At 37.4% G+C, this 19,468-nt stretch carries 9 protein-coding genes; 8 read left to right on the plus strand and 1 reads right to left on the minus strand.

The window, feature by feature from the left end; genetic code table 11:
- Positions 1–69 precede the first annotated feature (69 nt).
- The 8 genes from RIV7116_RS11190 to RIV7116_RS11225 all read left to right on the plus strand — a co-directional run bounded on the left by RIV7116_RS11190 (position 70) and on the right by RIV7116_RS11225 (position 18,777).
- Positions 70–2,532 carry a filamentous hemagglutinin N-terminal domain-containing protein gene (locus RIV7116_RS11190; RefSeq protein WP_015118406.1) on the plus strand — a complete coding sequence of 821 codons (2,463 nt, stop codon included), beginning with the start codon at positions 70–72 and terminating at the stop codon, positions 2,530–2,532.
- A gap of 77 nt (positions 2,533–2,609) precedes the next feature.
- The gene (locus RIV7116_RS11195; RefSeq protein ID WP_015118407.1) at positions 2,610–5,063 is read left to right on the plus strand and encodes a filamentous hemagglutinin N-terminal domain-containing protein; all 2,454 of its coding nucleotides are present in this window, start codon (positions 2,610–2,612) and stop codon (positions 5,061–5,063) included.
- 81 nt (positions 5,064–5,144) lie between these two features.
- Entirely contained in the window at positions 5,145–7,643 is a 2,499-nt protein-coding gene (locus RIV7116_RS11200) for an S-layer family protein (protein WP_015118408.1), read from the plus strand.
- Positions 7,644–7,735: 92 nt separating this feature from the next.
- Positions 7,736–10,186 (plus strand): filamentous hemagglutinin N-terminal domain-containing protein, encoded by a 2,451-nt coding sequence (locus tag RIV7116_RS11205; protein ID WP_015118409.1) that lies wholly within the window; start codon positions 7,736–7,738, stop codon positions 10,184–10,186.
- Positions 10,187–10,396: 210 nt separating this feature from the next.
- Complete coding sequence (locus tag RIV7116_RS11210) at positions 10,397–13,006, plus strand: CHAT domain-containing protein (protein WP_015118410.1); 2,610 nt, start codon at positions 10,397–10,399, stop codon at positions 13,004–13,006.
- A 279-nt stretch (positions 13,007–13,285) separates the two neighbouring features.
- Positions 13,286–14,347 carry a DUF928 domain-containing protein gene (locus RIV7116_RS11215; RefSeq protein WP_015118411.1) on the plus strand — a complete coding sequence of 354 codons (1,062 nt, stop codon included), beginning with the start codon at positions 13,286–13,288 and terminating at the stop codon, positions 14,345–14,347.
- A gap of 291 nt (positions 14,348–14,638) precedes the next feature.
- Positions 14,639–17,482, plus strand: a complete 2,844-nt coding sequence (locus RIV7116_RS11220) for a CHASE2 domain-containing protein (protein ID WP_015118412.1) — start codon at positions 14,639–14,641, stop codon at positions 17,480–17,482.
- On the plus strand, positions 17,479–18,777 hold the full coding sequence (locus RIV7116_RS11225) for a response regulator (protein WP_015118413.1): 1,299 nt from the start codon (positions 17,479–17,481) through the stop codon (positions 18,775–18,777). Before RIV7116_RS11220 ends, RIV7116_RS11225 begins: the two co-directional genes overlap by 4 nt.
- A gap of 276 nt (positions 18,778–19,053) precedes the next feature.
- On the opposite strand, the gene RIV7116_RS11230 is transcribed toward RIV7116_RS11225, so the two are convergent.
- Positions 19,054–19,290: a hypothetical protein gene (locus tag RIV7116_RS11230; protein WP_015118414.1), complete on the minus strand. Its 237-nt coding sequence runs from the start codon at positions 19,288–19,290 to the stop codon at positions 19,054–19,056.
- Between the last annotated feature and the right edge of the window lie 178 nt (positions 19,291–19,468).

Genomic DNA, 19,468 nt, shown 5'->3' on the forward strand with positions numbered 1-19,468 from the left:
TGAAAATATATGTTAGATACTTATGTAAACAGGGAACTATAAATCCAGAAAATCAAATACTTTGCCAAAATGAAAGGGATTGCATTTCTATCTGGATTTATAACTGTTTTTCTAACTTCAGGGATAAATTTACCAGCAGTGGCTCAGGTAACGTCCGATAATACTACCAATACAACTGTTAATACAAACGGCAATAATTTTAATATTATTAACGGTATTCAAAAGGGGAATAATTTATTTCACAGTTTCAAAGAATTTTCTATCCCTAATGGTGGTTCGGCTACTTTCAATAATTCTACCGATGTAACAAATATTATTAACCGAGTAACTGGTGGAAATGTTTCAAATATTGATGGATTAATAAAAGCTTCGGGTAATGCTAATTTATTTTTGATTAATCCATCGGGGATTGTATTTGGTGAAAATGCAAAACTAGATATTGGTGGTTCATTTTTAGGAAGTACAGCATCAAGTATTTTGTTTGAGGATGGCTTTGAATTTAGTGCTGTTAATCCTCAAGAAAAACCTTTATTAACTGTTAGCGTTCCCGTTGGTTTGCAGATGGGAACAAATCCCGGAGCAATTGAAGTAAATGGAAGCGGACATAATTTAACGGCACGAGATGCTAATTTTGCACCTTATATTAATCCATTAAGCTTCATTCCATCACAACTGAAACCGGGATTACAAGTAAAGCCAGGAAATACATTAGCGTTGCTTGGGGGAGATATTCAGCTTGTTGGCGGTATTCTTACGGCGGTAGAAGCAAGAGTAGAATTAGCTAGCCTTAAACAAGGAAGAGTCAGTTTAGTTGATACTTCAAAAGGTTTTTCACTAAATAATTCAAAAATATCTGATTTTGGAAATATTCAACTACTATCAAGAGCTTTAGTCGATGTTTCTGGTGCCGGAGAAATTAGCGTGCAGGGAAATCAATTTAATATAAAAGATGGTTCTGTAGTAGGGATACAGAATCGCGGAATTCAAACAGCAGGAAATATTAATGTTAATGCTAAATCCATTGATATAAGTGGAGCAATTTCCGAAACTCAAATTCGCAGCAGTTTAGTAAATGAGACTTTCGCAGGAGATGCTGGAAATATAAATATTAGCACCGAACGTTTGAGCATTGAAGATGGTGCTGGGGTATTTAGTCGAACCTTTGGTTTCGGAAATAGCGGCGTTATTAACATTAATGCAACTGAATCGATAGATGTTATCGGAGTTTCTTCCGATCCAAGAAATTTTAGTATTATTAGTTCAGTCACCTTTGGTCAAGAAGATTCGGGAAATATTAACCTTTCAACAGGGAATTTATCAGTACTTAATAGTGGTGTAATTTCTACAACTACTTTCGGCAATGGTTCTGCTGGTAATATAAATGTTCAAAGTGACAATACTTTAGTGTTTGGTTTAAGTCGAGGATTTTTTGGAAACACCACAATTACTGCTACTTCTTTTGGAAAAGGTAATTCTGGAAATATTAGTATCAATACACAAACTTTGTCAGTTAAAGATGGTGGAAATGTAAATACAAGTGGCTACAGCAGTGGAAATTCTGGCAACGTAACTGTTAACGCTACTGAATTTTTAGAAATCAGTGGTGGAAAGCAAATGAGAGGATCTAATATTAATTCCGCTGTTTTAAGTTTGCCAGAATTTTATAGACAATTATTAACACAACCCCATGCAACCACGGGCAATGCTGGTAATGTTACTATTAATACCCCACGTTTAAAAATAAGCGATGATTCAAGTATTTTAGTCCGTAATGCTGGCACCGGTAACGCCGGAAAATTAGCAATTACAGCCGATTTAATCCAGCTAGAGAATCAAGGTGAATTAGTTGCTCGTAGTAATTCCGGTAGAGGTGGAGATATTTTTGTACAAAGTGATTCTTTACAGATGCGTCGTAGTGGCTTAATTACGACTGACGCAAAAGGTGAAGGGAACGGTGGTAATATTACCATCAATACTAATACTCTTGTAGCTTTGGAAAATAGCGATATTACTGCTAACGCACAAAATAGTTTTGGTGGGAAAGTAACTGTGAATGCGTATGGTATTTTTGGTACCCAGTTTAGAGAAAATCTCACAGAAGAAAGTGATATTACCGCTAGTTCTGATTTGGGAGCAGAATTTAGTGGTGACGTTGAACTTAATACTCCTGGAATTGATCCCAGTTCGGTAACCGTTGAATTACCAGAGAATCTCACTGATTCCAGCAATCAAATAGCATCTGGATGTGCTGCTCAAACTGGTAATACTTTTATAGTCACGGGAAGAGGCGGAATCCCAACAAATCCAAATCTATATTCTTATTCAAATCCTATTTGGTTGGATATTCGCGATTTGTCAGCATTTCGTAAACCTAATAATAATTCGGAAATTACTAATATTTCAAACAAACCAGCAATTATTGAAGCAACTAGTTTTATCCGTAATCAAGACGGAGAAATTGAACTGATTGCTTCTCAAAATGAACCTTTAACAACACAAGGTTTTAACTGTAGTGGAATGAATACGTTGTAACACTGATTGTGAAAATATATGTTAGATAAATATGTAAACTGGGAACTATAAATTCGGAAAATAAATACTTTGACAAAATGAAAGGGATTGCATTTCTATCTGGATTTATAACTGTTTTTCTAACTTCGGGAATAATTTTACCAGCTTCTTCTCAGGTAACGTCCGATAATACTACCAATACCACTGTTGATACAAGCAATAATAATTTCAATATTCTTAATGGGATTCAAAAAGGAAATAATTTATTTCACAGCTTCAAAGAGTTTTCTATACCTACTGGTAGTTCGGCAACTTTCGATAATTCTACCGATGTAGTCAATATTATTAATCGGGTAACTGGTGGAAATACTTCTAATATTAATGGGTTAATTAAAGCTAACGGTAATGCAAATTTATTTTTAATTAATCCTGCGGGGATTGTATTTGGGGAAAATGCCCGGTTGAATATTGGTGGTTCGTTTTTTGGCAGTACAGCCGAAAGTATTTTGTTTGAAGATGGGTTTGAATTTAGTGCGGTGAACCGTACAGATGCACCGTTGTTAACTGTTAGCGTTCCCGTTGGTTTGCAGATGGGGACAAATTCCGGAGAAATTCAGGTACAGAGTACCGGACATAATCTTAGTTTTTCACCTAATGGGTTTTTTCCACCTTTTACCCGCGAAGCAAATCCTCAAGCTTTGAGCGTAAAACCAGGTAAAACTATAGCTTTAGTTGGTGGTGGTATTACCTCTACTGGCGGACAAATAGTTGCAGAAGGGGGAAGAATTGAACTCGGAAGTGTTAGCGATGGTGAAGTTAAGCTCAATTCAATCTCTACAGGTTTTGCGCTTGATTATAGCAACGTATCTAATTTCCAAGATATTCAACTTGCTCAAAAAGCTTCTTTAGATGCGAGTGAATCTGATATCAATGGTGGAATTCACCTTTCGGGAAGACGAATTAATGTAACGGATGGTTCGGTGGGATTGGTGCAAAATTCAAAAGCTGGAATCAAGGGGGGAAATATTACTGTTAACGCTTCAGAATTGCTTGAGTTTACCGGTACAACCACAGATGGAAAAATTCGTAGTAACTTTACCACCGAAACAATTAACACTGGTGCAAGTGGAGAAATTAGAGTTTCTACCAAAGATTTGATTTTTACAGATGGTGGACAAATTGTTACTAGAACCTATAGCGGGGGTAATTCTGGAAATGTAACTATAGACGCTTCGGAATCAGTACAAGTTATTGGTTCAGCAGCTTTAAATCCTCGTTTCTTAAGCAGTATTTTCTTAACCGTCAATGGTAGAACCAGTACTGGAAAAGCAGGGGATTTAAATATCTCGACAAAAGATTTTATTGCTTCGGATGGAGGATTAATTTCGACAGCTTCTTACGGTAAAGGAGACGGAGGCAATATTACCTTGAACGCTGATAATATTGACTTGAGCAGTACTGACCCGGTTTTTGATGGTTCAACTGATTTAAGGGTGGGTAGTTTTAGAGGTGGAGATGGTGGAAGTCTAACTATTAATACTCAAAGATTAACCGTGCGAGATGGTGCCAGAATCAATGCAACAACTATTGGTGAAGGAAATGCTGGTAGTGTAACAATCAATGCAAGCAAAATTGTTGATGTTAGAAACGGTACTATCACATCATCCGCAACCTCTCCCGATTTACGTACCGTTCTCAATGGTTTTGATACTGACTCAACGGGAAAAGCAGGAAGCATAAATATCAACACTAATCGCTTTATAGTCCGAGATGAAAGTACTATATCCGTTGCCAATAATGGTCCAACTGATGCAGGTGAATTAAGCATAAATGCAAATAGTCTCTTTGTTGATAATCAAGCAATTCTTTCTGCTAATACTAAGTTAGGTGAAGGTGGAAATATTGCTTTAAATTTAAAAGAATCATTGATATTACGCAACAATAGTTTGATTGATACGGAAGCTGGAGGAACGGGTAATGGTGGTAATATCACAATTTATTCTCCGATTATTGCCGGTTTTGAAAACAGCGATATCGTTGCCAATGCTTTAGAAGGTAATGGAGGTAATATTGATATCACAACTCAAGGTATTTTCGGCTTAAAATTTCGCGATTCCCTTACCGAAGAAAATGATATCAGCGCCAGTTCTCAATTTGGTGTAAACGGTACGGTAGCAATCAATAATATTAGTATTGACCCCAGTTCTGGTTTAACAGAATTACCCGTAAAATTAGCAGATTCATCACAGAAAATTGCATCCGGATGTGCTGCTAAAACAGGTAACACATTTGTCGCAACCGGAAGGGGTGGAATACCGCAAAATCCCAACGAACAGGTGGATACAAGTAATACCTGGTCGGATATTCGGGATTTATCGGCATATCGCAAACCTAATAATAATTCGGAAAATACTAGTATTTCCAAAAAACCAGCAATTATAGAAGCAACTGGTTTTATCCGTAATAGAAACGGAGAAATTGAACTTGTTGCTTTACAAAATACGCCTTTTAATAAACAACAAGCTTCTAACTGTAGTGGAATAAATACATAATAAAACTATATTTTTTATTTTGTGAGCATAAAAGTAAATTGGGTAACCATAAATCTATAACACATTTTTAGTTTGCTAGACATGAAATGGATCGAAGTCTTATCTGGATTTGTTAGTATTTTAATAACTTTGGGGGTTGTTTTACCGGCTGCTTCTCAGGTAAATAGTGATGAAACTACTAATACAACTGTTAGTACAAGCAATAATAGTTTTAATATTCTCAACGGTATTCAAAAAGGTAATAATTTATTTCACAGCTTCAAAGAATTTTCTATTCCCAAAGGTAGTTCGGCTGTTTTCAATAATTCTACTGAGGTAGTAAATATTATTAACCGAGTAACTGGTGGAAATATTTCAAATATTAATGGATTAATCAAAGCTAATGGTAATGCAAATTTATTTTTAATCAACCCTGCGGGAATTGTATTTGGTGAAAATTCGCGCTTAGATATTGGTGGTTCGTTTTTTGGCAGTACGGCAGAAAGTATTTTATTTAAAGATGGCTTTGAATTTAGTGCTGTTAATCCTCAAGAGAAGCCGTTGTTAACAGTTAGCGTTCCTGTTGGTTTGCAGATGGGTACAAATCCCGGAGCAATCGAGGTAAATGGCAACGGACATAGTTTAACTACTACAAACCCTTACCTTGTACCTTATTTTCCTACCGCTCCCATTATGGGATTGCAAGTTAAACCGGGGAATACCTTGGCTTTGATTGGTGGAAGCATCAATCTTAATGGTGGAATTTTGGAGGCTCCTGGGGGAAATATTGAGCTAGGTAGCGTCAACAGTAAAAGTCTAATAAATGTGAATCCTCAAGATAGAAAATTTAGCTTTGATTATTCAAACACTTCCAACTTTGGTGATATCCAACTCTCAAGCAAGTCACTAGTGAATGTCAGCGGAAACAGTACTAGCTCAATCCAATTCCAAGCAAAAAATATCAGCTTCAACAACGGTTCATTTATCTGGAGTCGAAATTTAGGAATTCAACCAGGAGGAGATATCACAATTCAAGCTACAGAATTATTAGAGTTAAGCGGAACTACCCCTGATGAACTTATACCAAGCGGTATTATCAGCGAAACAATGGGATTGGGAACCAGTAGCAATATTAATGTATCTACATCTGGATTGATTGTACAGAATGGAGCAGCAATAAACAGTAGAACCTATACTCCTGCTCCAGGGGGTAGTCTAACGATAAATGCAACTGACTTTATCCAAATGAAAGGTTCCTCACCCAAAACAGGTTTAAATAACTTTTTGGCTACCGCAACATTTTTCCCCACTCAGCAAGAAAAACCCATACAAACTGCTAAAGCTGGAAACATAACTATATCAACTCCATCTATTTCGATGACAGATGGTTCTTATATATCATCTACTTCTAACGGCGATAGTTCAGGTGGTAATATTCGCATTAATACTAACAAATTAGAATTAACGGGTTTCACTTTCAATTCCTACTTTTACTTCATACCTACTGCTATTTCTGGTATAGCTTATTTAAGAGGAGATTCTAGTAACATAACCGTACAAACTGATACCCTCAATCTTAAAGATGGTGCGTTTATTTCCACAAGTAATGTCGGTAGCGGTAATGCTAGCGATTTAGAAATAAATGCAAGTGAATCTATAAATGTTGAAGGTTTTGCTCAAATTCTTGACAATGAAAATGGTGTCTATTTCAGCAATATCAGTTCAACTGTTGGCTCAAGTTCTGCTTTAATTCAGCAAAATCCTAATTTTCCAACAACGGGAGATGCAGGTAATGTCACTATTCGTACATCTCTACTCAAAATTGGCAATCAAGCCAACGTAAGTGTGGCAAACTACGGTGATATTGGCATTGCTGGTAGATTGAAAATAAGTGCTGATTCAATACAATTAAATAGGGGTAATATATTTGCTTCAGCCTTTTCCGGTGAAGGAGGTAATATTGATATAAATTTAAACAAATCTTTTGTAGCACGCAATAACAGCTTGCTAAATACAGAGTCATTAGGTACCGGAAACGGTGGTAATTTAACTATCAGTTCTCCCGTTTTAGCTGGCTTTGAAAATAGCGATATTATTGCTAATGCGGTAAAAGGAAATGGCGGTAATATTGACATTACTACTCAGGGAATTTTCGGTCTTAAATTTCGCGAGCAACTCACCTCAAAAAGCGATATTACAGCAAGTTCCGAATATGGTGTCAACGGTAGGGTAAACATTAATAATGTTGGAATTGATCCAGGTTCTGGTTTGGTAGAATTATCCGCACAATTATCAGAACCATCGCAACAAATTACGTCGGGATGTTCGAGTAACGGTGATAGTAATTTTGTAGTTACCGGAAGGGGTGGAATACCACGTAATCCAACTCATCATTTGAATTCAAATCCTATTTGGTTTGATATAGGCGATTTATCAGCATCTGGGGCACGAAACAATAATGCTGAAGTTACAACTATTTCAAATCAACCAGCGATTGTAGAAGCTACTAGTTTTATCCGTAATCAAGACGGAGAAATCGAACTTGTTGCTACTCAACCTCAATCTTTAAATACAAACAAAGTATATTCGTGTAGTATATGACACAAGTAATAACACTGATTATGAAAATTGATGTTAGATGCCTACTATAGACGGGGAACTATAAATCCATAAAAAAATAAAAAACTAATCACATGAAAGGGATTGCATTTTTATCTGGATTTGTAAGCAGCTTGTTTGCTTCAGGAATAATATTACCAGCACCCGCTCAAGTCACATCTGATGGCACTACTAATACAGTTGTTACTTCAAGCGGTAATAATTTCAATATTATTGACGGTATTCAAAAAGGGAATAATTTATTTCACAGCTTCAAAGAATTTTCTATTCCCAAAGGTGATTCGGCTGTTTTTAATAATTCTCTCGATGTAGTAAATATTATTAATCGGGTAACTGGTGGGAATATCTCTAATATTGATGGATTAGTTAAAGCTAACGGTAATGCTAATTTATTTTTAATCAACCCTGCGGGAATTGTGTTTGGGGAAAATGCGAAGCTTGATATTGGTGGTTCGTTTTTGGGGAGTACTGCCCAAAGTATTTTATTTGAGGATGGGTTTGAATTTAGTGCTGTTAATCCTCAAGAAAAACCTTTATTAACTGTAAGCGTTCCCGTTGGTGTGCAGATGGGGATAAATCCAGGAGCAATTGAGGTAAATGGAAACGGACATCAACTCAGCGCTTCACCCCGAGAAATTAACCGCAGCAACAATACGGAAGGTTTGCGGGTAAAACCCGGTAACACGCTTGCCCTGATTGGTGGAGATATAAATTTAAAGGGTGCGATTCTGGCAGTGGAGGAAGGAAGAATTGAACTTGGTAGTCTCGGAAAATCAGAACTAGCAAGTATCAGCGCGATTGATGAGGGATTTACTTTTGATTATACTCAAGTTGTTAGCTTGGGAGAAATTCGCTTACAAGAAGAAAGCTTAGTCGATGTCAGTGGTGATTCAGCCGGAGCTATTCAGGTTAAAGGTGGGCAGGTATTGTTATCTGACAGCTCTTTGCTTTTGAGTCAAAACCAAGGAAATCAAGCAGGAGGTGAAATTCGCGTCGATGCCACCGATTTACTGGAAATAGCAGGTTACAATCCCACGAGCGAAATTCGCAGCGGTGTGTCCAGCGAAACTGTAGGAACGGGTGCAGGTAGTGATATTACGGTGAATACCGGACGCTTAATTGTTCGAGAGGGTGGTGGAATTTCTAACCAAACTTACGCAACTGGTGACAGCGGCGACATTAAGATTCAGGCTTCTGAGTTAGTGCAAGTGAAAGATTTGAACTTCACGAGTTTCCCTCAAGTCAATATGGCGAACTTTTTATTGGATATTTTTTCAGCCACCAAGTCTACGGGTTCAGGAGGAAACGTAATGGTGTCTACCCCGCAATTATCCCTCACGAATGGAGCGGTAATAGGTAGTGTCACTCAAGGAAATGGTATAGGTGGAAGCTTAGAAATCGATGCCGATACCATTGAAATTAGTGGAAATAATAGCCGTCGTCCCACCGTTCTTTCAACTTCGAGCTTATTATCTGGTAATGCAGGCGATCTGAAAATCAAAACTCGTACTTTAACAGTTCGCAATAGTGGTCTGGTGTCTAGTTCCGCAGTCGGTCAAGGTAATGCTGGAAGTGTAAAAATTGATGCTTCTGAATCAGTAACACTTACTGGCAAGGTACCAAAAGCAAGAAGTTCGAGTCAAATTCGCTCTGCGGTTATTTTTATAAATCCCTTTTTTCCTATCGTTCCTCAAGGTAGAGGAGGTAGCGTCATTATTAACACTCCTTCTTTAAATGTAACGGATGAAGCGTTAGTCTCCGTGGCAAATCAGGGAATCGGAGACGCGGGAACCATCGAGGTGAATGCTGGTTCGATATTGCTCAATAGCGGAGGCAAGATTGCCGCTTCCACTGCTTCTGGTGAAGGGGGTAACATCGATTTACAAGTGCGAGAGTCATTGCTACTGCGTCGCGAAAGCGCTATCGAAGCACAGGCGACAGGCAGAGCAGGCAACGGTGGCAACCTCACCATAAATTCTCCCGTGATTGCAGGTTTTGAAAACAGTGATATCATTGCCAATGCAGTTGCAGGAAACGGCGGCAACATCAACATTACAACTCAAGGTATTTTCGGTTTAGAATTTCGCGACAAACTAACTGAAGATTCGGACATCACCGCAAGTTCCGAATTTGGTGTTAGCGGAAAAGTAAACATTAATAATATTAGTATCGATCCTAATTCTGGTTTAACAGAATTACCTGTAGATTTGGCAGATTCATCGCAACAAATTGCGTCGGGATGTTCTAGTAATCCTGGTAATAGTTTTGTCGCTACGGGAAGAGGTGGAATACCAAAAAACCCAAACGAACAAGTTGATGCAAAGCTTATTTGGTCGGATATTCGCGATTTATCAGCATCTCGTAAACCTAATAATAATTCGGAAATTACAACTATTTCAAATAAACCAGCGATTATAGAAGCCAATGGTTTTATTCGTAATGCTTCAGGAGAAATTGAGCTTGTTGCGGCTCAAAATACACCTTTGAAAACGCAAGCTCTCAATTGCAGTGGAATAAGTACGTAAAAATACTGCATTTAAAAGATTTTGTTAGTAGCGTGAAGAATTCGGGAACCATAACTTCAGAAAATAAAATAAAATTATCGTTACAAATTCAAATATAGCGGTTTTCAGTTGGGTGAAGTAAACATTAATATGACCTCACTCACTCAACCTCAGCCTTTCCCATCTCCTTACGAAGCAGAGGGAAGTCATACGGCGGAGTGGGGTTAATTAATGATTCTATTTACAGTTATCAAAATAATTAAAATGATTTATCCTTTTCAAAAACGTCGCTGGCTGTATATCAGCCTTAGCTTGTTAAGTCTATTTGCAGTTGTAGTCTTACCTGTGTTTTGGAGTATTAATCCTGCAACTGCTTCTTTGAAAAAATCTTCAACCATAGCTATTAAACAAACAAATTTAGATGTAAATCTATTAAATCAAGGAAGAGAACTGTATCGTCAAGGGCGTTTTGCGGAAGCTGCGAATATTTGGCAGATAGGAGCTAAGCAATATCAAATACAGAACGATACTTTAAACCAAGCCCTAACTTTAAGTTATCTTTCTTTAGCTCAACAGGAGTTACAGCAGCTAGATAATTCACAAAAATCAGTTACTAAAGCTTTGGAGTTATTAAAAACTGCTAAACCGACTCCCGACGCAATTGTCTGGGCACAGGTATTGAACACTCAAGCGGGTTTAGAACTGCAAACTGGTAAAGCTAATGCTGCATTAGAAAGCTGGAAGCAAGCGCAGAAATATTACGAACAAGCAAAAGATAATATCGGAAGTTTAGGTAGTCAAATAAATCAGGCTCAAGCTTTGCAAAGTATGGGGTTTTATCGTCGCTCCAAAAAACAGCTTGAAGAAGTAAATAAAAAGTTGAAAGAGATGCCAGATTCGGAAATCAAAGTAAGTGCTTTGCGGAGTCTTGGTGTAACTTTGCAGTCAATGGGAATTTCTAAAGAGAGTCAAGATGTTCTCATCCAAGGTTATAAAACTGCGAAAAAAATTAAGGCAGATAATCAAGTCAGCAGCATTTTACAGACTTTAGGTAAAACTGCTGTGGATTTAAAAGATCCTGATGATGCTTTGGTCTTTTTTGAAGAAGCTGAAAAAGCAGCGAACAATCCTCAAGATAAATTACAATCACGTTTGAAGCAGTTTAAATTATTTGCCGATTACGGTGTTCGTAGTCATGCGACTCCTTTAGCTCCTCAACTTTTTCGGCAACTCAACGAATTATCTCCGAGTCGTACATCTCTTTACAGCAGAATCAATTATATTGCGGCTTTAAATAAATTAGAGAATTCCAGTCAAATTATACCTTTGAACAATTTGGGTGAAATGCTCGCAAAAACTGTTAAACAAGCCCGACAAATCGAAGATAAGCAAGCAGAAGCTTATGCTCTCAAACAATGGGGTGAGTTTTATCGTTTTACCGGACAGTTTTCTGAAGCCGAAAAGTTAACTAGGCAGTCTTTGGATATTGCTCGTCAATTGCAATCAGAAGATATTATTGCTCAATCGGCTTGGGAATTAGGACGGTTGCACAAACAGCAAAATAAAAACAAAGAGGCGATCGCCGACTACACCGAAGCCGTAAACGCTCTTAAAGCAATTCGCACGGATTTAGTCGCTGTGAATTCAGACGTACAGTTTTCATTCCGTGAAAGTGTAGAACCAGTTTATAGAGAATTGGTAGGATTATTACTCGAAGATAAACCGGCTCAAGATAATCTCGTCCAAGCTAGAGATTTAATTGAATCATTACAGATTGCCGAGTTAGATAACTTTCTCAGAGAAGCTTGTTTGGATAAAGCCGAGCAAATTGACACAATTGATAAATCGGCAACAGTAGTGTATCCGATTATTCTCGAAGACCGTTTAGCAGTTATTTATTCTAAAGCGGGAGAGCAACTATCTTACAGCATTATTAATAAATCTAAGCAAGACATCGAACAAACTCTAAGGGAGCTATCGGGAGCTTTAAATCCAGTCTCCGACATCCGAAAACGCAATATTCTATCTAAACAAGTCTATGAGTGGCTAATTTCTCCGTTGGAAAATCAAGCAAATCTGAAAGATACTAAAACCTTAGTATTCGTTTTAGATGGTTTGCTGCGGAATATACCGATGTCAGCACTTTATGATGGCGAGCAATATTTAGTTGAGAAGTATGCCGTCACCCTCTCACCGGGATTGCAACTGATGAAGGGAGCATCTTTAAAATCGAACAACATCAAAGCTGTTGTTGCCGGGATTAGCGAAGCTCGTTCTGGTTTTAGTTCGCTTCCAGGGGTGAAGTCTGAAGTCAAACAAATCTCCAATAAGGTAAATTCCACTTCGACTTTGCTTAACGATAATCTGACAGAGGCAAGTCTTTCGGCAAAAGTAAAAAATGCTTCTGTAAATGTAGTTCACCTCGCTACCCACGGACAGTTTAGTTCTCGCTTGGACGATACTTTTCTGCTTACTTGGGATGGACAAATTAATATCAAAGAACTTTCAGAACTATTAAGAAATCGACAAAGCAGACAGTCTAAAAATATAGATCTATTAGTTTTAAGCGCTTGCGATACAGCCGCAGGAGACAATCGTGCTGTCTTGGGCTTAGCAGGCTTAGCTGTTAAATCGGGGGCACGTTCCACCATCGCCTCTTTATGGCCGGTGAAAGATAAAGCCACAGTCGCCTTGATGAATAGCTTTTATGAAAATCTATTAAAACCAGGAACCACAAAAGCAGAAGCCCTTAGACAAGCTCAGGTAGAGCTAATGAAAAATACAGACTTTAAAGAACCGTTTTTCTGGTCTGCATTTGTTTTAGTCGGAAATTGGCAGTAAACAGCGAGCAGCGGGCAGTTACAACTTAGCAATTTAAATTGAACTTCCTCTACTCGCTAACTTCTAATTACTATACTTTATTTAACATTCTTCTACGTAGTTTCATCACTCCGGATCGGAAGTAATTTTTTTAAAATATAAATAGTGTTTTGATTCGGTTCCGGATCGATTAAAGCCATTTTGAAAAGCGTTTTAAAATTTAATTTTGTTAAAAAATAGTCAGCATGTGCCAAATAAAAAAGTTTTTACGAGCGTCTACATTCCCAATAAGAATTAAAAATGAAACAAAGAATACTTATTAGTACTTTAGGGTTCGCTCTCATTATTAGCGCCGCATGGGTACCATCGCAGAAGGTTAGCGCTGTTTCGTTCACCTCGCCAGATAAGAGTTCACCAAATAAATCGACTGGTGGGGCTTCTCGTGGTGGCTTATTTACTCCTAAAGAAGGTGAATCTACTCTTAATGAAGGTACTGGGGGAGCAAGTCGTGGTTTATTTACTCCTGAAGAAGGTGAATCTACTCTTAATAGAGGTACTACTGGTGGAGCAAGCCGTGGTTTATTTACTCCTGATTCGAGACAACCTGCTCCTGAAATAGGTACTTCGTCGGGTGGAGGAAGTCGCGGTCTATTTACTCCTGATTCGAGACAACCTGCTCCTGAAATAGGTACTTCGTCGGGTGGAGGAAGTCGTGGTGAATTATTTGCTCCTGATTCGAGACAACCTGCTCCTGAAATAGGTACCTCTGGTGGAGGTTCTAGAGAGGGTCGCCGTTATTTAAATTTGCCTAATACCACCCCAGAAGAACCTGCAGCTATTTTGGCACTTCTACCTCAAAGTTACTTCGGAACAACTATTTCCCAACGTGCTGAAATTTTGGTTTATGTACCCAGAACCCAGGCAATAGAAGGTGTTTTTAGTCTCAAAGATGCTGAAGGCAATACTGTACATGAAATGAATGTACCAATATCTGGTAGATCTGAAGTTATTTCTATCAAAGTGCCAACAGAGTTGAAACTAGAGAAAAATTATCAGTGGTTTTTAGCATTAAAAATTGATGGAGAACTCACTACTAGAACACCTTATGTTGATGGTTGGATTAAGCGCATCACACCAAATCGAGAAATAGCAGCATCAATGCAGCAAGGTGACTTACTTAAGCAAGCTGAGGCTCTTGGCAAGCATGGTGTTTGGTATGATTGCGTCGCAACTTTAGCTAAACTAAGAACTACTCAGCCAAACAATACAAACTTAGACAAAGAATGGTCGGAATTACTTGAATCTGTAGAACTTCAACAGATTGAAAAAGCTCCAATTGTGGCAAGCAATTTTAAATCTTAACGGCGAATTTTAGTTTTGGAATTACTAACGAGACGGTTTCAAATAGGAAATCGTCTCGTTACTATTTCATCTTAGACTTACTTTCACGGCAATTTTTTTAATTAAACACTTTAATTTTGAAGATATAAGCATATTTAATTCGCTCTTATAGAAAGTTTATTTCCCCTCCAATGTTCTCTTTATAACATCAAAAAACAACAAGATATATGCATTTTTTAATTAACTATAAGTTTCTGGTTTATATCTATATATCTAATTCAAAATCTAAAATATAAAACCTAAAATATATTTATGTGGCGTAAATTTAAATCTTTGTTTAAAAGAAACAAAAGTCTTTTTATTATTACTCCTACAGTCACTGTTGCTGTTGCGATCGCACAGGGATTAGGATTATTTAATTTATCGGAATGGCGAGTTAGAGATTCTTTTTTTAGCTTGCGTTCTCAATTGGAAGGTAAACAGGATTTAGCTTCGGAGATTGTTGTTGTTACTATTGATGAAAAAGATATTCAATCTGTAGGTAAATGGCCCATTCCCGATTCAGCACTTGCGGATTTAATCCAAAAAATTAAATTACAAAAGCCTCGTTCAATTGGTTTAGATTTATACCGAGATTTGCCAGAAGGGGAAGGGCACGAGGAACTTGTCAAAGTTTTTCAAACGACTCCTAACTTATTTGGAGTTGAGAAAATTACGGGAGAGAAAGTTAAGCCACCTCCGGAGTTGAAGAAGAAAGGACAGGTGGGTTTAGCCGACTTGGTTTTAGATGGCGATCGCCACGTGCGACGTGCGTTGTTAACAGCAGTGGATAAGGATGATAAAGATACCGAAAAGGGAGGTTTAGCCACTCTTGTTGCTTTAAAGTATCTGGAAGCGGACAAAATTGCATTAGAACCTGTGGAGCCAAAACAGCAAAAATACAGGTTGGGTAAACAAATACATATGCCGTTAAAAGTCGGGGAAGCCGGTTATACTAAAGACGATTTAGGCGGATACCAGATTTTACTTAACTGGTGTGGTTCTGAAGATGCATTTACCAGACTAAAAATGCGCGATGTGATATCTGGGAAAATACCAAAAGACATAATGCGCGATCGTATTGTATTTATTGGTTCAACTGCTTCGAGTACTAATGATTTTTTTGCTACTCCTTTTAGTTCTTCTTGGTTCACTGCGGGAAGTCCAACGCCAGGGGTTATTGTTCATGCCAATATCGCTTTGCAATTGATAAAAGGAGCAAAAACTGGAAATGCTAACTTAAAGGGTTTTTCGGGAATATATCTTCCGTTTTGGATAGCTCTTTGTTCGGCTATCGGTTCAATTGGTAGTTGGAGTTTGGCAAGAACTCATAAAAAAAAGCTTCTTCCGGGAGGTAATATTCTATGGGCAACTGTAGGGCTTACTGCGGGATTAATTGGTGGTAGCTACTATATATTTTTGAGAGGTTTGTTAATACCAGTCACTCCAGCTTTAACGGCTTTCATTAGTAGTGTAATTGCAACTACTAATGCTTATAAACAGAAGAAAATTGAAGAAAGCTACCGTCAATTAGAAACTGCTAATAACCAGCTAGAAATTGCCAATAATAAATTATTAGACTATTCCAAAACCTTAGAAATAAGAGTAGAAGAAAGAACCCATGAATTAAAAGAAGCTAAACTTGCTGCTGATGCTGCGAATCAAGCCAAAAGTGATTTTTTGGCAAATATGAGTCACGAATTACGAACTCCACTAAACGGCATTCTCGGCTACGCTCAGGTATTAGAACGGAAGGCTGATATTACGGGAAAAAATTTAGAAAGTGTAGGTATTATTCATCAATGTGGCTCGCACCTGTTAATGTTGATTAACGATATTTTAGACCTTTCTAAAATTGAAGCTCGTAAGTTAGAACTGTTTGCGAATACAGTTCATTTACCGAATTTTTTGAATAGTGTTAATGAAATTTGTCGGATTAGAGCCGAACAAAAGGGTATTTCGTTTAATGTTGTTTTAGACAAAAATTTACCCGTTGCTGTAGAGGTTGATGAAAAACGCTTGCGGCAAGTATTGATTAATTTAATCGGTAATGCAATTAAATTCACCGATGAAGGTGGAGTTACTTTCAGAGTTAATCGTCTCCAACAACAGAATATAGATGAAGATAAAAATAATTCATCTTGCACAATTAGCTTCTGTATCGAGGATACGGGTGTTGGTATGTCGCCCGAGCAATTGCAGAAAATCTTCAAACCCTTCGAGCAAGTTGGCGATGCAGGAAAACGTCCCGATGGTACTGGATTGGGATTGACAATCAGTCAAAGAATTACGGCATTAATGGGAAGTGAAATTCAGGTAGAAAGCACTTTAGATAAAGGAAGTACTTTCTCCGTGCAATTGACAATGCCTGTTAACAACGAGTATGCAGCACAAATCAATTTAAATCAACAACAAATTATTGGCATTCAAGGAAATACACCACAAATTTTGATTGTTGAAGATGATAAAAACCATCTGAGCATCTTAAGAAATTTACTACAGTCAATCGGCTTTGAGACTTTAGAAGCAATAGATGGTGTAGAAGGATTAAACTCAGCCATAGAAAACAATCCAGATGTTATTTTACTGGATTTAGCAATGCCCAATATGGATGGCTTTGAATTAATGGTGAAACTTCAAGGCAATGCTCAAACATCTTCTATTCCCATAATAGTTTCTAGCGCTAGTGTTTTTGATGCAGACAAACAACGTAGTTTAGAGGCAGGAGCAAAAACCTTCTTGGCAAAACCCCTTCAGGTAGAAGAATTAACCAAAACATTAGGAAATCTCTTAAAGTTGGAATGGATTTACGATACCTCTAGTCCAAATGTTGGTAATGCAATGCAATCACAAACTTCGATGGCATCTGACAATCCAAAAGAATTGATGGAAGCACCAATAATTCCCCCATCAGAGGAAATTGTGCAGCAGCTATATCATTTAGCAATGATGGGAGATATTCCAGCACTTGAGGGAATACTAGAAAAAACAGTAGCCCAAGACAACCAATTACTTGGTTTCGCAAACGAAATAACTAAGCTTACTGCGAATTTTCAAACCTCGAAAATTCGTAAATTTCTCAAACAGTTTCTAGCTAAGGAGCAAACCCAAAAATGAACGATATTTTATCCCAAACAATGCATATTCTTTTGGTTGACGACAATCCAACCAATCTTAAAGTATTATTTGAAGCGATAGGGGGTTACGGCTGGAAAGCACTAATGGCAACTGACGGAGAATCGGCAATTGAGCAAGCAGAATATGCAAAACCAGATTTAATTCTTCTTGATGTAATGATGCCAGGTATCGATGGGTTTGAAACTTGTCGCAGGTTAAAAGCTAATCCCATTACCCAAAATATCCCGGTTATTTTCATGACTGCTCTTTCCGACAGTACAGATAAAGTCAGAGGTTTAGAAATTGGAGCAGTTGATTACATTACCAAACCTTTTCAACAACAAGAAGTTATTGCTCGATTAAAACTGCATTTAAAACTGTCTCTACTCACCCGCAGTCTTGAGCAACAGGTACAACAACGTACCGCAGAATTAAGCCAATCTGTTGAGCAGCTACAGCAAGCCCAATTACAATTAGTTCAAAGCGAAAAAATGTCAACTTTGGGGCAACTTGTCGCAGGCATCGGACATGAAATTAATAACCCAGTTGGTTTTATTAGTGGAAGTTGCTCAAACATCGAAGAATACATCAACGATCTCTTTAGTTTAGTCAAACTTCAACAAGAAAAGTTATCGGATTCAGATGATGAAGAAATCGAAGAACTTATCGAAGAAATTGACTTAGAGTATTTGATGGAAGATTTACCGAAACTGATGAAATCAATGCATCAAGGAATCGCTCGTTTAAAAGATATCAGTTTATCTCTAAGAACTTTTGCCCGTACTGACAATGCATCTAAAATAGAATATCAGCTTCATGAAGGATTAAACAGTACTTTAATGCTACTTAAACATCGCCTCAAAGATTCAGGAGATCGTCCGAAAATTGAAATTATTAGGAATTACAGCGAACTACCACCAATAAACTGCTATCCCGGACAATTAAATCAGGTATTTATGAATATCATCGCTAATGCAATTGATGCATTTGACGATTTACATGAAAATCACAGTGAATCAAAAGCAAATTTACCATACAGTATCATCATACATACATCTGTAGATTCTACACAAAATACTGTTTCAATCGGCATCGAAGATAATGCCTTAGGAATGACTCCTGAAGTACAAGATCGCATTTTTGAGCAATCTTTTACAACTAAACCTGTAGGCAAAGGAACTGGATTGGGACTAGCGATTAGCCACCAAATAATTGTCGATAAACACAAAGGGAAAATAGAATGTATATCAAATACTGGTAAAAAAACTAAATTCATCATTACTCTCCCAATTTAGCTTTTATAGAATGCAATTGGGTGAATTTTTATGTATTAATACACTAAATAATTAAATTAGACAATTGTATCAATTGTATTTATAAAAAATATATTTATAAAAAAACATATATTTTGAGACTGGGAGCCGAAAAGCTCCCCAATCGCAAAAGAGACAGATTATCTCAAGACAAAAAATATTTGCAACTACACCTAACTTATTGATTCAGCAATCAGCTTAGTGCAATGATTGCTTCTATTGCTAATTACCAATAAGCAATTCCCAATTACCTACTAGCTACTCCCTACTCCCTTTCTTAAGTTTATATTCGTTTCGCTGCAATAATTTCTTAGTAGTAACTAAAACTATAACTAATAGCAAAGCTTGGATTTCCCAAGGAGCTAAAATCAAACTCAAAACAAGACTCATAATGGCAAATAAGCCCGCAAGATATCCCACTTCATCGCTACATCTATTAAAAATGTAACCAGTAATTACACAGATGGAAAGTGGAATTAGAAAAAACAAAGGCATCTTTTCTCAACTCCGAATTCAAAACATTTGCTGTTACACAAATGCGATAAAGCTGCTGCAAAAAGCTTATGTAACTAATGCTACACCTGTTTGACCTTTTGCTACAACGTTGTGCTTATACAAACAGTGTCTCGGATTATAAATCCGAATGTTTTCTTATGGCGCGCGTATATTAGCT

Source organism: Rivularia sp. PCC 7116 (assembly GCF_000316665.1).
Lineage (GTDB): Bacteria > Cyanobacteriota > Cyanobacteriia > Cyanobacteriales > Nostocaceae > Rivularia.

Coding starts and splice junctions, on each gene's coding strand:
- RIV7116_RS11210 (WP_015118410.1), top strand. CDS start 10,397: ATGATTCTATTTACAGTTATCAAAATAATTAAAATGATTTATCCTTTT.
- RIV7116_RS11215 (WP_015118411.1), top strand. CDS start 13,286: ATGAAACAAAGAATACTTATTAGTACTTTAGGGTTCGCTCTCATTATT.
- RIV7116_RS11220 (WP_015118412.1), top strand. CDS start 14,639: ATGTGGCGTAAATTTAAATCTTTGTTTAAAAGAAACAAAAGTCTTTTT.
- RIV7116_RS11230 (WP_015118414.1), bottom strand. CDS start 19,290: ATGCCTTTGTTTTTTCTAATTCCACTTTCCATCTGTGTAATTACTGGT.
- RIV7116_RS11225 (WP_015118413.1), top strand. CDS start 17,479: ATGAACGATATTTTATCCCAAACAATGCATATTCTTTTGGTTGACGAC.
- RIV7116_RS11190 (WP_015118406.1), top strand. CDS start 70: ATGAAAGGGATTGCATTTCTATCTGGATTTATAACTGTTTTTCTAACT.
- RIV7116_RS11200 (WP_015118408.1), top strand. CDS start 5,145: ATGAAATGGATCGAAGTCTTATCTGGATTTGTTAGTATTTTAATAACT.
- RIV7116_RS11205 (WP_015118409.1), top strand. CDS start 7,736: ATGAAAGGGATTGCATTTTTATCTGGATTTGTAAGCAGCTTGTTTGCT.
- RIV7116_RS11195 (WP_015118407.1), top strand. CDS start 2,610: ATGAAAGGGATTGCATTTCTATCTGGATTTATAACTGTTTTTCTAACT.